Genomic DNA, 14,558 nt, shown 5'->3' with positions numbered 1-14,558 from the left:
CACCAGGTCTCTATCTCCGGAGGGTGAACTTTTGCTAAACACCCTTTTTATCTTTTGCAGCCATCAGTTCTTCGCGCAGATTTACATTATCAACTTTATAAATTATCAATGAGATACACAGCAGCACAAATGCAACCACATTGACCACCATAGGAACAATAACTGCACTGCCGGTCATACCGCCTCCGCCCGGGCCCAGAACTGTTGGGTGGGTTGTGGCCGATGACCAGATACGGATGCTCATGAAACTGATAGGGACACTGATGAAACCTATCACCCCGAATACAGCACACAGACGCGCTTGCTTCTCTGGAGAGTCCACAGCTTGCCGGATCATCAGGTAGGCGAGGTAAATGAAGAAGAGAACCAGTGATGTATTAAGCCTCACATCTCCGGGTGGCCAGTAATGTCCCCAGGCACCTCCCCCCCAGATGGAACCGGTTATCAGGGTAAGTCCTCCGAACAGGACTCCTACCTCAGCCGACGCAGCAGCTTTAATGTCCCATTCCTGCTTGCCTTTTATTAGATAGAGTATGCTGAAAATAAATACCAGCAGGAATGCCAGGTATGCTGTTAGTGCAATAGCGATATGGAAATAGGCAATATGGAAACTGAATACATAATTTGTCCACTGGGCATCGGTGGATATATACTGCACCTGACCCTGGGAATCAGTATAAGTGCCCCGCTCACCCGGGTTTATAGGTACGGGTGCATTGAAGAAAATGATACCAATGGCTGCAAGTATTACAAGAACGGTAGCTACATAGAGAATTTTTTTAGTATTGCTGCGTTTCATATATTTCATCCCTGATAAGCCCATCTACATGATTTGAGATATTATGAGTGATTTCATGTGTATTAAATGATTTTACACAATGGAGCTGTTAAGCATGCGATAACTATAAATCTCATGACAGGAGATAAAATTTTAATGCAATGTTAAGCGATTGCACAGGTTAAGAGAGTGGATGTTGTTTTTCTTTTTAAGGAGGTAATATTGTATGGATATAGTTGAAACAGTCAAGTTTCCTGCCAATGACAATGAATGGCTCAAGAAAATAGTGATCGGCGGTCTGATAATGCTGATTCCTATCGTAAATTTCATTGCATTTGGATATTCTATCAAAACGGTACGAGGAGGCATTGATGGGAAATCTGTCCTGCCTGAATGGGATGATTGGGGAAATCTGTTTGTCAAAGGATTGATTGTGGTCATTGTGGTAATTATTTATATGCTCATACCTCTGGCTGTAATGTTCCTTTCAATAGGTGGAGGCGTGCTTTCGTTAATCACATCAGGTGACGTCACCGCTGCCAGTATAGGTGCTATTATTGGAGGTTCGCTGATAAGTGTGTTCCTGATGTTTATTGTATGTCTGCTGTTACCGATGGCATTATCAATGTACGCCAAAGAAGATTCAATAAGCGCTGCATTCAGGATCGGGGAACTGTTTTCGAGGATAAGGTCCGTTATTGGAGAATACATAATTGCATTAATTGTCATATATGCATTGATGTTCATTGTAAGTATCATTGCCTTTGTTCCTTTCATAGGCTGGGTGGTAATGATCTTTGCGCACTTTTATGTAGCTCTCGTAGCTGCAAACATGTTCGGGAAAGTTTACGCAGCATCAGGTACCTGAAAAGGAAATGTTCGAAATTCCCTGGTCTGTTCCAGGGATACTTTTTTTTTAAAAAAAGAGAGAATTGACAGCAAGGATCACTTGTGAAAAGCATCCTGCTGCCAATTTAGCTGTCATACATTAAGAACTGCTTTTCTTAATTATTAACTTTCTATCAATTATACCTTAACCACATAGGTATTTGCTATTTTGTCTTCCCAGTTCTGTTTATTTTCATCGAACAGCATCCAGATATAGCCGATATATATTGGGATCGAAGCAATGATATAACCAATAACTCTCAATAATCCTTTCTTATATGTTAACGGCGTACCATCGGTAGATACAACTTTGATACCTAACATTTTCTTGCCCAATGTCTGTCCCGATGTGCCATAGAAATAGATGAAATAGCCAAAGTACACAATTACAATAAGTACCCACATCAGAAGCATAAGTACAATTACTACCGTTTGATTGTTTATCATTGCAAAACTTCCAATCATACCAATTACAACGATTATCCTATTGCAATACTGAGTAATACACTATCGATCAAATATGCTATCAATCGTTGAAAAAAACCTGCTTTTTCATTCATTTCTTCATTCAAGAGAAAACCTCCTGTTTTTCACTATTAAAGATATATTATATTTGTATATATAATCTTCTTATAATTATCTGTAAAATATTTAATTTACCCCATAATTATTAACTCTGGTACTCTTTCACAGGACACACCATCCACTCAAAAATAAAAAATAACAACCATTTTATCCTTACACTTCCATGTAAGGTCTCGATGAAAGTATACAAAGACTATGATGACCTTCCTAAGATTAAATTACCAAAAGGTCAGGAAGTATTTATAAGCGACAGCACAATCCGTGACGGCTCACAGATGCCGGGTATTGTGATGTCCAAGAGCCAGAAACTACAGATCTACGAATACCTCCACCAGATGGGAATAGAGAAACTGGAAACATTCGTTTTTAACAGGCGGGATAAGGAAGCAGTCAGGGAAATGCTGGACAGAGGTTATGAATTCCCTGAAGTTACAGGGTGGGCAAGGGCAAATCCAGCCGACATTGACGTTGTGCTGGAAATGGATGGCATCGGGGAAACAGGCATACTCATGTCAGTATCCGATTCCCATATTTTTGATAAAATGAGGCTGCCATCAAGGGAAGCAGCTCAGGAAAAGTATCTTGATGCGATGCAATATGCTGTGGACCATGGTTTGCGTACTCGCGCACATATCGAGGACATGACCCGTGCCGATAACTATGGATTTGTATATCCCCTCATCCAGAAGATCGTCGAAATTGACCCGGACTGTATCATCAGATTGTGTGATACCCTGGGAATGGGAGTGCCCTTTGACGGAGTAGATGAACCCTATGGCATTCCGATGATGGTCAAATACCTGAAAGATGAAATGGGGGTCAGGAACATCGAGACCCATATCCATGATGATTTTGGCCTGGCTGTGGCAAACTCGCTGGCAGGATACTGGTATGGTGCCAACTGGACAAGTCTGACATTCCTGGGCATAGGCGAGCGCGCCGGCAATGCAGAACTGGAAAAGATAATGTTATTCCTTATGCAGAGGATAGAAGGATTTGAAAAGTATGATCTCGAAATGGTCACTGAGTTCGCCAGGTTCATGGAGAGGGAGATCGGTATCAGGGTGCCAAGGAACAAAGCTGTTGTTGGTAGGAATATATTTGCCCATGAGAGCGGTATCCACACAGCCGGTGTCATCAAGAACCCCTTCACCTATGAAGCCTATTTGCCCGAAAGGGTGGGGGGGAAGCGGCTGCTGTTGGTCGGCAATTCCTCGGGACTGGAAGTGCTCAGGCATAAGGTCCAGGAGACCCTGAACGAATTGATGGGTGTCAAAGCCAAGATACTGAAGCGTGACCCGCGTCTTAAGTCCATACAGGCAGATATTCAACGGCTCTACGACAATGAACTGAGGATATCGTCAATATCTGATGAGGAATTAAAGGGATACGTTGAGAAATACTTTATGCTGGAACCCCTTGTCGAATCCGGGACTCATGAAAAGACAGATAAAAGCTGAAATCAAGTCAAAATAATTATGCCGGCGGACTAAACCGCCGGACGTTCTTGTTTTTCTAAAATTGATCATTTCAACCGGGCAATGATGGCATCTGTCATTTCGCTCAACTTTGCGCTTCCGCCCATATCATAGGTTACATGCTTGCCTTCCGAGATGACCGCTTCAGTGGCATCGAACATGGCCTTTGACTGCTCTCTCTCGCCAAGATAATCCAGCATCCATGCCCCTGCCAGTATGGTAGCTACCGGATTGACCTTATCCAGACCCGCGTATTTAGGCGCTGAACCGTGAGCAGGTTCGAACATGGCATAATTGTCGCCGATATTGGCAGAGTATATCAACCCGATACTGCCGACCAGCGCACTGCATTCCTCGCTGATGACATCCATGAAAAGATTCGTGGACAGTAATATCGATTCGTTGAATATCTGTGGATTCTTTATCAATTGCTGGGCTATATTATCGATATGATATTCCCACACTTCTATCCCTGGATAATCCCTGTGGACCTTTTCCACTTCTTCAAGGAACGTGCCGCAGGTCAGTTTGAGTATATTGCTCTTGTGGATGGGCACAACGGTCTTCCAGCCTCTGCGCTTTGCTTCCTCAAAGGCATATCGTGCAATTTTGCTGCTCTGGGTACGGGTTATCTTGCGGATGGCAATATAAACATCATCGGTAAGTTTTACTTCTTCACCGATATACAATCCTTCGGTACCTTCCCTGACACACACGAAATCCACATCACCCAGTGGCTTTGCCGTGTTCGGGAAAGTCCTGGTCGGCCTGACATTGGCATAAAGGTTGAATTTCTGCCTGATGGATACAGCCACACTCCTGGGTGAACCCGCTCCGCCAGGTGTGGTGGTCGGTCCTTTAAAACATGCATCGGTCTTTTCAAGCAGGTCCCAGGTTTCCTGGGGGATAAGTGAATTTCCGCCATGTGCTTCCCACCAGGTGGCTCCCGCCTCACAGGGTATTAATTCAACATTCGTTCCGGCAGCCTGTACCACTGCGGTCATGGCGTCGACCAGTTCCGGTCCGACACCATCTCCTTTTATTACTGCTACTTTCTTGCTCATACCATTTCACTTCAGTTGCTGTTTTCAAATTGACCCTTATAGGGAATTATTTCACTTAAGAGCTTCGAAAGCATTCATTGCAGTCCCCCTTTAAAAGGTAATTGTTTTTTCAACAGGCAGGGTTATGAAAAATGTAGTTCCTGTTCCCCGTTCACTCTCAACCCTGATGGTACCGCCATGTGCTTCAATGATATGCCTGGTTATGGTAAGCCCAACACCACTTCCCCCGTAATTCCTGGTAGTTGTGGAGTCTGCCTGGTAAAATTTATCAAATATCTTGTTACGGTCAATCTCTGCAATTCCAATGCCTGTGTCCTGAACAGATATCTCGATATGCTCACCGCCCTGTTTTGACCGTATTTCTACTTTACCACCCCTTTTATTGAACTTGACTGCATTATCGAGAAGTTTGGTGAGTGCATAAGCCAGTTGTTGTGAGTCTGCAATTACAGAGATATCATTTTCAATCATATTTAAAATCGTTATTTCCTGAAAACTGGCCTTTGGTTCAACATTTTTCACTGATATATCTATTATGTCTTTAAGGTTAACAATCTCATAGTTGAGTTTGATAGTGCTCCTTTCACTAACAGCTATTTCCAGCAGGTCCTGTATCATCTGGTTCTGCCTGTCAATAGCTTTGATGGACTTTCTAAGGTATTCGTTTCTTTTTACCGGGTCTTTTTCATCCATCGCCAGTTCTGCGAAACCTCTCATGATAGTCATAGGTGTACGGAGCTCATGGGAAATGTTGGAGATAATGTCGCTTTTCATTTCATCCAGTTTCTTGATATCGGTAACGTCTTTGACGACCACGACATATTTTTTTGCTCCTTCTACCTCAATATCTTTATGACTGACCATCAGGTCCCTCAGAGTCCCATCCTTTGAGATGATTTGTGTTTCATATGGCTTCCCCATACCTTTTTGAACCTCTTCCCAGCGCTCAAGCATGAAATCATGAAGGTCAGGAGGTATGATTGTTATGAAATTCAATCCGATAAGGTCTTTTTCTTCATAACCCCCTATCTCGAAAAAAGCTTTGTTTCCAAACTCGAACCGACCATAAGAATCCATAACCGAGATGCCGTCGTGGCTGCCAGAAATAATGGTGTCGAGATATCTACTTGTTTCAAGTATTTTCTGGTGTGCAACTTCCTTTTCATGGATTAATGTTTCCAGTTTTTCTGCCATTGTGTTGAATGTTACAGCCAGATCCCCTATCTCATCCTTGGAATCTACATCGACCTTATAACCAAGATTACCTTTTCCAAGCTCCACTGCACCTTTCTTTAGTGAAACTATGGGACGGGATATGTATGTTCCTGCACCGTATGCCAGTACAGCACCTATGAGCATTGAAATGAAAATGAATCCCGCTGATACAAGTATTGAACGAGATACTATTTCATCGATATGTGTTTGCGACATCCCCACATGTACCTCTCCAATCCTTCCTTCCAGGACAGGAAATGCTATGTCAAATATATTCTCACCTTCGATCTTAATGTGCCTGGTGGATGATGTTCCATTGACAGGATTTACATCCAGCAAAGCAGACGGGAATCCTCCTTCGAACGTATGCACGATAATCTCACCATTTCCATTCAGAATGAACACATAAGCGACATCAGATTCGGCAATTTTGATATTTTCTATGAGATGCTGCAGTTCTATCACATCATCGGTAAGTATCGGGTTAACACTATTCTCTGCCAGATAACGGGTAATTGAAATACCTTCATCCTGCAGTTCAGATGCCATCATTCCTGTTTGAAACTGATAAACAAAAACATTTGAAATAATACCCAGGAGTAATAGAATAGCTGTCACTGATAAGATCAACTTGACCCTTATACTGAATCCTGATAGTGGCTTTATAAGGAAGTCAAGAAAATTATTTCCTGGTTTCATGGTAATATTCGTGTTTCAAAGCTCATATTTCGTACAGAATCGTATTCACTATCTTCAATCTCGACAAACCGGTCAATGTTAATATGTTCCAGGATCTCTGCACCTTTGGGGTCTTTGTGCATGGTCAGGAATATATTTTTAAGTTCATTCTTTAATTCAGGGTCAGTATCCGGGTGAACAACCACAGGTGGTATGCCGTATGGATCTGATCTTCTAATAATTTTCGTCTTTGAGGTGAATTCAGGGTTTGTTTCATTTGAATAATCCCATATCAAGCTGTCCACTGCTGCACCATATACGAGATTCTTTGCTACGGCTTCAATGGACCTATCATGACTTTGGGTGTAAATATAACGGGAAAAGAACGAGTCAGGTGTCTCACCCATCAGTGCCAGCATGTATGTGGGTGCAAGTTTTCCCGTATTTGATAATGGGTCGGTAAAGGCGAATTTTTTACCCCTGATGTCTTCAAGAGTTTCGGCTTTGCTATCTTGTGATACTATAATGTATGAATAATAATATGGCTCACCATTAACTAAAGGTGCCACCAGCAGTTCCATCCCGAACTTATCATGACCTTCGACATATGCACCCGTACATACAAACCCAGCATCTATATACTGGTTTTCAACCAGATCATTTACTTCCATATAGGTTTCCCGCTGCACAAGTTCTACAGGATAGCCAGTCCTTTCCGATACATAATCCAGCAATTCATTATAATATATCATCGTTTCTTTTGGGGATACCATTGCAGAAACTGCTATTCTCATAGGCTGTATCTCTGGTTGTGCCCCATTTGTGGATTCAACTTCATCAATGGATATATTTTTTGCAGGTTCCAGTCCAAAACAGCCAGCTGATGATAAAGTAATTACTATTATAAGAATTATCAATGAAAAAGTATATCTTTTCGATGGCCTGCTCATATTGTGCCCCTAAACGGATACTGTTTTGTGTCGTTTTATTTGCCTACATATAAATATAGTTATACAACTTATATAATTGTTACATTAGTATCGATTTCATTCATCTGATAACCTGCCGATCCTGTCAAAATCGCTCCTCAGTTCATTGTATGCCGAATCGATCTCTCCGGCCTTGTTACCCAGGTTCCTCAGGTGGGTCTGGTGGAACACTCTCCATTTATCATCTATTTCAATAAAACGCCTGGACAGCACTGCCAGTGCTGCCTGCACCTGCTGGGCATCCTCTGATAGTTTACGGGCATGCACTCCTGCTTTTATCAGTTCTATCTTGTGGGACAGGGTCAGCGGCGACACGATCTGCACTCCTTTTTTTGTGAAATCCCTGAGCATTTCAAAACCCTCATTGACCAGGAACCAGTACACACCTTCCGAATGGATGTAAGCAAAAGCAAACTCTGCCGAACCCATATCAGGACGCACATAATCCTGCGCTATCTTATCCAGATGGCCCTGTACATCCCTCAGGAACTGGCGTTTAAAACCGTCCTGCACTTTAGGGTCAACATTTTCCATAAAGCCGATGTAATTCTCAAGCGGGAACTTGGAATCTATGCAGATAATACCCACTGTTGACCTGATGTATGCATCTGGCACCCTGCCATCGAACACTTTTGTCCTGATACCGAACATGCCAGGAGGAAGCTGGTCTGTAAGAATGGTCTCCAGTGCCATCTCACCCAGGGCACCTCTCTGGGTCGGGACACGGAGCATCTGCTCAAGTGACCGGTAATTATCCCTGATATCACCTGCATAGGTGGTCAATTCGCCCAGTCGCTTGTCAAGACCGAGCCTTACCCAGGTGTTCGATACTGCAGATTCAACATCTCTCGGCTCGACCTTGCCCTGTTTCAGCACGAGCAAAATGAGTATGAACAACAGGACGATAATAGTTCCCAGCAGGGTATCTGTCAACATCATAACAAACTCCTATATCTCACTGAGTGCAACTGCCGGATATCCCACCTTGCTAAGATGTGCTGCCAGCCGCTGTGGCCTATAACCGTCAGGATGGTAAATAAGGGTGGCTTCAGGTTGGAGTGTCAGAACCATATTTACTAGGCCGGTCACGTCCATGTGGTCACTGATATGTATGGCCGGGTAATAGTAGTCCCGCCTGCCTGTGAGCACGTATTTTTTCATGCTGCCCGGAAGTTTCCCCAGGTCCCAGGGCGCTACAATTACCATACCCTCGTGCCCTCCGTTGTATTCCCGTATTTCATTCAGTGGACCGCAATCGGTCATAAGGCTCTTTGTCAGGTTGTACCCCATGCTGTCCATTGATATTTCGTCATGCCACCCTGCATTACGCGCAATGCTTACAGCCCGCTGGGCCTTGCCAAAAGCATAAGCACCAAGGGCGACATTATCCCCGATAACCTGTTCCAGTCCTGCAATATCGTCCTCGAAATAGCATGAAGTGTCTGCCGGGTCGCCGTAATTGGCTTCAGTTACTAAAAAATCACACTCAGGCAGGTCTGAATCATCTTTCATATCCCCGGTTACCAGTATTCTTGTCCCGCTGTCATTCTCCCAGGAGAATGCACATGAACCGATGGTATGGTGAGAGTGGTGAGTTGACACTTCAATCCCATTGATGTCAATGGTATCGCCTATACAAAACGTCCTTCCCTTATATTGCCTGCCAAACCGTATCTCCAGTGCCCGGGCGGTCTCTTTCGAACAGACGGACTTTGTTGACATCATGGCAGACCTGCCATGGTGGTCTGCATGGGCATGGGTGATAAGGTATGCATCGGGCTGGATAGGGTCGTTCCTAAAAGTCCGGGTGGTGTCTACAGCAAAAACGTGGTCATCAAAAGAAAGTGCCAGATGAGGGCGATTGGTGTTGCGGATAGTGGTCAGCCGTACAACTTCAAGACCGAGGTCATGTATTGTTGAGTGAACCATCAGACCTGCTCATTATTAAAATGTAAAAAAATCAGATATTTATTCCAGTGCCGCTTTCAGGTCTGCTTCCAGCACGGTCGCCCTGGTAACACCCACGTATTTCTTGAATACCTTCCCATCCTTTTCCAGAACAAGAGTTGGTACAGCATGTACTCCGTATTTGCTGGAAATATCCATATTGGTATCCACATCGATCTTTTTAAACTCTACCTGTCCCTTGAACTTTTCTTCCAGTTCCTCAATAATAGGGTCCTGCATTTTACAGGGTCCGCACCAGCCTGCTGCAAAGTCCATTAAGACCACTTTACTCATTATTTTTCACCATCCCCTTTAATTCAGGATAACATATCAGGCAAGTCAAACATTTCTCTTTCAAGCGTTTATATCTTCCTTTTAGTGGTGTTTTTTTATTATCTTGCATCGTAACATTAGTCACGTATCCAACGTTTATATAGATTGTCAAAAATGGAATTCCCTCAAACTAATACTGTTTATCCTTCACTGTGTAACATAAAAGCAACCTTTATTTTACATTATAAGCCTATGACAAATCATGCTTTGTGTTGAAGAACTCTGCGGGATAGTAGAGGTCATGGGAGTTGCATCTGATGGTGAGATTATCGAAGTGGTACAGGAACTGGCATATATGCGGGATGAAGATATGCCAGTACCCGATGACCTGCAAGACCTGTTAAAATCAGCCTTGAGATCACACTGGCTCGAAACAATACCCAGGACTGCCGTATGTAATGGTCCCAAAGGTGAACTGTTCTTTATTGCCGGACCTGCAGCCTTTGGCATGGTACCTGCCGAATTAAGTGAGATAATGGATATCATTGAATTTGAAGGGTGCCGGTCTATCGACTGGGAAATTGTAGCATCGAACATCACGTCCAACCTATCACGACTGGTGGAACAACTTGAGATAATGGTGGAAGATGCAGCCGACGGTGCGGTTACGCTTGATTCTGCAGAGGCACTGTACAGTAACCTGTTCAATATGTATTATGATTATGATTTTTGGCTTCCTGATGGCCTGCCAGGTATAGGAATTGCTCTGGAAAAGGTCAGTTCAAGGTTGAATACCATTAAAGAAGGCAAGTGAATGAGAACATGAACGTATTCGGGTATAATTGTGTATAAGAGACCGGAGAATGCAATTGTCAGAACAAGATATTCGCTACCTGTTAGGCAATAATGCCATCGCGCTGGCCATACATGAATGCAACACCGATGTCGTTGCCGGCTACCCGGGAACCCCGTCATCCGAGATAATCGAATACCTGGCAGGTATGAAACCAAAAGGTCATGTTGAATGGTCTGTAAACGAAAAGGTCGCCATGGAAGTTGCCATCGGTGCATCGTGGACCGGTGCGCGCAGCGTGGTTACTATGAAACATGTTGGCCTCAATGTGGCATCTGACCCGTTCATGACCCTTGCGTATACGGGCGTCAAAGGTGGTATGGTCGTGATATCCGCCGATGACCCTGGCTGCCACTCATCCCAGAACGAGCAGGACACGCGCAGGTATGCCGCATTTGCACAGGTACCATGCCTGGATCCTGCCACGCCCCAGGAAGCCTACGACATGATAGCCTTCGCATTTGAATTCTCTGAAATGTTCGAAACTCCTGTGGTCTTCCGGCCCACCACCAGGATATGTCATGGCAAGTCAGGTATCAGGCTGCAGACCTCGACACCAGCGAAACATGATATCGGATTTGAAAAGATTCCCCTGCGCTGGGTAATGCTTCCGGTCCATGCGAGGGTGCGCCACAGGGTCCTGATAGATAAGCAGGATGAGATGGCAGCAGCCCTTGAAAACTCGCAATGGAACCGGCTTGACATGGTGGAAAGTGCACGCTTAGGCATTATTGCATCGGGTGTTGCATCGGTATATGTGAAGGAAGCCATTGACAGGCTCGGTGTCAAAGCATCCTGCCTTAAGATAGGCGCATACCCGGCACCAGCAGGGCTTATCAGCGAACTGGCAGGTTCAGTGGATACGATACTGGTTATCGAGGAACTCGAACCAGTGGTTGAAGAGCTTGTCAGGGTAATTACGGGCGGCATGGACGTTGAGATACACGGGAAAGATGTCATACCAAGATACGGCGAACTGAACCCGGGGATCGTTGAACCTGTTATTGCAAAGGTGTCTGGCATGGACTACATCGCTTATCAAGCTCAGGGAACTGGTATTGAACTCCCTGGCCGCCCTCCGGTAATGTGCCCGGGCTGCCCCCACAGGGGCTCGTACTATGCCATGAAAAAAGCCTTTGGTAAGGATGCTATCTTCCCCGGTGATATCGGGTGTTATACCCTGGGTGTCCAGATGGGGACGATGGATACCTGTCTGTGCATGGGTGCAAGCATAACTGTCAGCGCCGGGATCTACCATGCGGGCGAGACGAAACCCATCTGCTGTTCTATCGGTGACTCCACATTTTTACACACCGGGATCCCGGGGTTGCTGAATGCGGTTTATAATGGCGCGGATATTACCGTCACCATACTGGATAACAGGACCACTGCCATGACCGGACACCAGCCTAATCCAGGTACCGGCCTGACCGTACTGGGCGATGCCACGTATATGGTGTCACTGGAAGGTATGGCACGCGCATGCGGTGTGGAACTGGTCCTGACCACTGATCCGTTTGACATCCCAACAAGCATTGATATATTCAAACAGGCAAAAGAGCATAAAGGAACCTCAGTGGTCATCTCAAAACAGGAATGCATCATTACTGCCCGCCGGAGGGGGGTCAGGCTTGCACCTTTCTATGTGGACAGGGATGAGTGTCGAGGCTGTAAAGCATGTATCAGGTTCGGCTGTCCTGCCATTGAATTCGACCAGCCTGATGTTAAAGGTGAAAAAGGTCATTCAAGGATTGGCAACCTGTGCGTGGGATGCGGGGTATGTGCGCAGGTCTGTCCGTTCAATGCCATTGGCGAGGTGGAGACATGACCGGGTTCGACCTCATCATTGTAGGCGTGGGCGGACAGGGTGCCATACTGGCCTCTGATATTGTGGGCAAGGCGGCCGTACATGCAGGTTTGCCGGTCATGTCAGCGGAAACTCATGGCATGGCCCAGCGCGGTGGTTCGGTGGAGAATCATGTAAGACTGGACTGCAGGTATGGCTCATTGATACCCCGGGGGAGGGCCGATGCAGTGCTGGCCCTTGAACCGGCTGAAACGTTAAGGGCCGTGGATTACCTGTCGCCTGATGGTGTGGCCGTGGTGAACACGAACCCTGTGCTGCCTATTACCGTACTTTCAGGTAGTGCAGATTATCCTGCTGTTGATGATATGATGAAGGAATTGGGGGGTCGGTGCAAACGGCTGGTTGCAGTGGATGCCGATGCTCTTGCCACCCAGGCAGGACATCCCCTGACCGCCAATGTGGTCATGATAGGGGCAGTTTCGGGTTTCCTGCCCCTTGATGTGCATAGTCTCGAAGACAGTATTCGCAGCCTTGTTCCACCGAAGACAGTGGATGTGAACTTGGCGGCATTCAGGCTGGGAAGGAAAGCTGCAGAAACCACCGATTGAATAAAGTTAAGTAATTCCAATCTATTGAGATATCATCTATTCGAATAGGTATTCATATAAACAACCAATCATCAATTTCATTAAACCGGAGAGCCCAGATGTACACCCAGAAATGTATCCAGTGTGGAGCCCAATACCCTCCCGAAGAGGTCGTATATACCTGTCCTCAATGCAGCGGTCTGCTTGAGATAATCTATGACTGGTCCGGCCAGTCCATCAGCAGGAAAGATTTTGAAGGTATACCTGTTTCGTTGTGGAAATACAAAGCACTCCTGCCTGTTGAGCGGGAGCCCGTGACCACGAATGAAGGCGGTACACCACTGTACAGGTGTGACCGCCTGGGCGAATTATTTGGAACCGGGGCATTTTATGTTAAGCACGAAGGGTTGAACCCGACAGGTAGTTTCAAGGACCGTGGTATGACCGTGGGGGTATCCAGGGCCCTGGAGCTGGGAATGAAGACGGTGGCGTGTGCATCAACCGGCAACACCTCTGCCTCACTGGCCATATATGGTGCCAAAGCAGGCATTCCTGTAGTGGTATTGCTGCCAGCCGGGAAGGTTGCCATGGGCAAGGTGGCCCAGGCCATGATGCACGGTGCCAAAGTGCTGAGCATTAAAGGTAACTTTGACGATGCCCTGAAACTGGTAAGGGACCTGTGCGACCACGAAGGGTTCTATTTGCTAAACTCAATAAATCCTTACCGGCTTGAGGGGCAAAAGACCATTGCTTTTGAGATAGTTGACCAGATGGGTTGGGAAGTACCTGACAGGGTCGTGTTGCCGGTTGGCAATGCCGGAAATATCACAGCCATCTACAAGGGATTCAAGGAATTCTATGAACTGGGACTGACAGATAAAATACCAAAGATGACCGGTATCCAGGCTGAAGGAGCGTGTCCGATTGTGAATGCGTTCAAGCAGAGATTGAACAATATCGTGCCTGTTTCAAATCCTGAAACCGTGGCCACTGCCATCAGGATAGGTGACCCGGTCAATGCAATAAAGGCACTGCGGGCCATATACCAATCTGGCGGACTTGCAGAGTCGGTATCGGATGAAGAGATCATGGCGGCCCAGAAAAGCCTGGCCCGGGTAGAGGGTATCGGCGTGGAACCGGCAAGTGCATCTTCGGTAGCAGGTTTCAGGAAACTGTTCGATATGGGTATCATTGAACCTGGTGAGACCGTGGTTTGCATTACCACAGGACATCTGCTCAAAGACCCTGAAGAAGTCCTGAAAATATGTGAAAGTCCTATTGAAGTGGAAGCTACTGCGGAGTCTGTGCGTAACGCTGTGTTTTCATGATATAAATCTATAAAAATAGATATACTTAAATATATTGACTTTTCTTTACTTTTATAAAAGTATTAATTTTCATCTGAGGGGATGAAAT

14 protein-coding genes are annotated in these 14,558 nt (G+C 45.5%); 6 read left to right on the top strand and 8 right to left on the bottom strand.

Annotated features, from left to right (window positions below):
• Positions 1 to 34: 34 nt before the first annotated feature.
• Complete coding sequence (gene ccsA / locus K0A89_01560) at positions 35 to 799, bottom strand: cytochrome c biogenesis protein CcsA (protein MBW6517177.1); 765 nt, start codon at positions 797 to 799, stop codon at positions 35 to 37.
• Positions 800 to 1,004: 205 nt separating this feature from the next.
• Here ccsA and K0A89_01555 point away from each other — a divergent pair, with 205 nt between their 5' ends.
• On the top strand, positions 1,005 to 1,646 hold the full coding sequence (locus K0A89_01555) for a DUF4013 domain-containing protein (protein MBW6517176.1): 642 nt from the start codon (positions 1,005 to 1,007) through the stop codon (positions 1,644 to 1,646).
• Between the two features lie 158 nt (positions 1,647 to 1,804).
• Here the strand turns inward: K0A89_01555 and K0A89_01550 are convergent, their stop codons facing one another.
• The gene (locus tag K0A89_01550) at positions 1,805 to 2,113 is read right to left on the bottom strand and encodes an RDD family protein (GenBank protein ID MBW6517175.1); all 309 of its coding nucleotides are present in this window, start codon (positions 2,111 to 2,113) and stop codon (positions 1,805 to 1,807) included.
• Positions 2,114 to 2,427: 314 nt separating this feature from the next.
• On the opposite strand from K0A89_01550, the gene K0A89_01545 reads away from it, so the two are divergent.
• Positions 2,428 to 3,711 (top strand): isopropylmalate synthase, encoded by a 1,284-nt coding sequence (locus K0A89_01545; protein ID MBW6517174.1) that lies wholly within the window; start codon positions 2,428 to 2,430, stop codon positions 3,709 to 3,711.
• 65 nt (positions 3,712 to 3,776) lie between these two features.
• Here the strand turns inward: K0A89_01545 and K0A89_01540 are convergent, their stop codons facing one another.
• The 6 genes from K0A89_01540 to traF all read right to left on the bottom strand — a co-directional run bounded on the left by K0A89_01540 (position 3,777) and on the right by traF (position 9,916).
• A complete protein-coding gene (locus tag K0A89_01540; GenBank protein MBW6517173.1) occupies positions 3,777 to 4,793 on the bottom strand; it encodes an isocitrate/isopropylmalate dehydrogenase family protein in 1,017 nt (338 codons plus the stop codon).
• A 90-nt stretch (positions 4,794 to 4,883) separates the two neighbouring features.
• Positions 4,884 to 6,707, bottom strand: coding sequence for a PAS domain S-box protein (locus tag K0A89_01535; protein MBW6517172.1), 1,824 nt, complete (start codon positions 6,705 to 6,707; stop codon positions 4,884 to 4,886).
• Positions 6,704 to 7,636: a phosphate/phosphite/phosphonate ABC transporter substrate-binding protein gene (gene phnD, locus K0A89_01530; protein ID MBW6517171.1), complete on the bottom strand. Its 933-nt coding sequence runs from the start codon at positions 7,634 to 7,636 to the stop codon at positions 6,704 to 6,706. Before phnD ends, K0A89_01535 begins: the two co-directional genes overlap by 4 nt.
• 96 nt (positions 7,637 to 7,732) lie before the next feature.
• Positions 7,733 to 8,614, bottom strand: a complete 882-nt coding sequence (locus tag K0A89_01525; protein ID MBW6517170.1) for a DNA recombination protein RmuC — start codon at positions 8,612 to 8,614, stop codon at positions 7,733 to 7,735.
• Positions 8,615 to 8,623: 9 nt separating this feature from the next.
• A complete protein-coding gene (locus K0A89_01520) occupies positions 8,624 to 9,604 on the bottom strand; it encodes an MBL fold metallo-hydrolase (GenBank protein ID MBW6517169.1) in 981 nt (326 codons plus the stop codon).
• A 39-nt stretch (positions 9,605 to 9,643) separates the two neighbouring features.
• A complete protein-coding gene (gene traF / locus K0A89_01515; GenBank protein ID MBW6517168.1) occupies positions 9,644 to 9,916 on the bottom strand; it encodes a conjugal transfer protein TraF in 273 nt (90 codons plus the stop codon).
• Positions 9,917 to 10,157: 241 nt separating this feature from the next.
• Here traF and K0A89_01510 point away from each other — a divergent pair, with 241 nt between their 5' ends.
• The 4 genes from K0A89_01510 (at position 10,158) to thrC (ending at position 14,470) form a co-directional block, all read left to right on the top strand.
• Entirely contained in the window at positions 10,158 to 10,709 is a 552-nt protein-coding gene (locus tag K0A89_01510; protein MBW6517167.1) for a hypothetical protein, read from the top strand.
• A gap of 49 nt (positions 10,710 to 10,758) precedes the next feature.
• Positions 10,759 to 12,576: an indolepyruvate ferredoxin oxidoreductase subunit alpha gene (gene iorA / locus K0A89_01505; GenBank protein MBW6517166.1), complete on the top strand. Its 1,818-nt coding sequence runs from the start codon at positions 10,759 to 10,761 to the stop codon at positions 12,574 to 12,576.
• Positions 12,573 to 13,163, top strand: a complete 591-nt coding sequence (locus K0A89_01500; protein MBW6517165.1) for an indolepyruvate oxidoreductase subunit beta — start codon at positions 12,573 to 12,575, stop codon at positions 13,161 to 13,163. The genes iorA and K0A89_01500 overlap by 4 nt, the downstream gene beginning before the upstream one ends.
• Before the next feature lie 98 nt (positions 13,164 to 13,261).
• On the top strand, positions 13,262 to 14,470 hold the full coding sequence (thrC, locus tag K0A89_01495) for a threonine synthase (protein MBW6517164.1): 1,209 nt from the start codon (positions 13,262 to 13,264) through the stop codon (positions 14,468 to 14,470).
• The last annotated feature ends 88 nt before the right edge of the window (positions 14,471 to 14,558 follow it).

The organism is ANME-2 cluster archaeon, from assembly GCA_019429385.1.
Lineage (GTDB): Archaea > Halobacteriota > Methanosarcinia > Methanosarcinales > Methanocomedenaceae > Methanocomedens_B.
Note: the sequence above shows the minus strand (reverse complement) of the source record. Positions and strands in the feature narration are given on the sequence as shown.

Excerpts from the sequence above, each read along its gene's own strand:
- ccsA (MBW6517177.1), bottom strand. The coding sequence starts at position 799 with ATGAAACGCAGCAATACTAAAAAAATTCTCTATGTAGCTACCGTTCTT.
- K0A89_01555 (MBW6517176.1), top strand. The coding sequence starts at position 1,005 with ATGGATATAGTTGAAACAGTCAAGTTTCCTGCCAATGACAATGAATGG.
- K0A89_01550 (MBW6517175.1), bottom strand. The coding sequence starts at position 2,113 with ATGATAAACAATCAAACGGTAGTAATTGTACTTATGCTTCTGATGTGG.
- K0A89_01545 (MBW6517174.1), top strand. The coding sequence starts at position 2,428 with ATGAAAGTATACAAAGACTATGATGACCTTCCTAAGATTAAATTACCA.
- K0A89_01540 (MBW6517173.1), bottom strand. The coding sequence starts at position 4,793 with ATGAGCAAGAAAGTAGCAGTAATAAAAGGAGATGGTGTCGGACCGGAA.
- K0A89_01535 (MBW6517172.1), bottom strand. The coding sequence starts at position 6,707 with ATGAAACCAGGAAATAATTTTCTTGACTTCCTTATAAAGCCACTATCA.
- phnD (MBW6517171.1), bottom strand. The coding sequence starts at position 7,636 with ATGAGCAGGCCATCGAAAAGATATACTTTTTCATTGATAATTCTTATA.
- K0A89_01525 (MBW6517170.1), bottom strand. The coding sequence starts at position 8,614 with ATGATGTTGACAGATACCCTGCTGGGAACTATTATCGTCCTGTTGTTC.
- K0A89_01520 (MBW6517169.1), bottom strand. The coding sequence starts at position 9,604 with ATGGTTCACTCAACAATACATGACCTCGGTCTTGAAGTTGTACGGCTG.
- traF (MBW6517168.1), bottom strand. The coding sequence starts at position 9,916 with ATGAGTAAAGTGGTCTTAATGGACTTTGCAGCAGGCTGGTGCGGACCC.
- K0A89_01510 (MBW6517167.1), top strand. The coding sequence starts at position 10,158 with ATGCTTTGTGTTGAAGAACTCTGCGGGATAGTAGAGGTCATGGGAGTT.
- iorA (MBW6517166.1), top strand. The coding sequence starts at position 10,759 with ATGCAATTGTCAGAACAAGATATTCGCTACCTGTTAGGCAATAATGCC.
- K0A89_01500 (MBW6517165.1), top strand. The coding sequence starts at position 12,573 with ATGACCGGGTTCGACCTCATCATTGTAGGCGTGGGCGGACAGGGTGCC.
- thrC (MBW6517164.1), top strand. The coding sequence starts at position 13,262 with ATGTACACCCAGAAATGTATCCAGTGTGGAGCCCAATACCCTCCCGAA.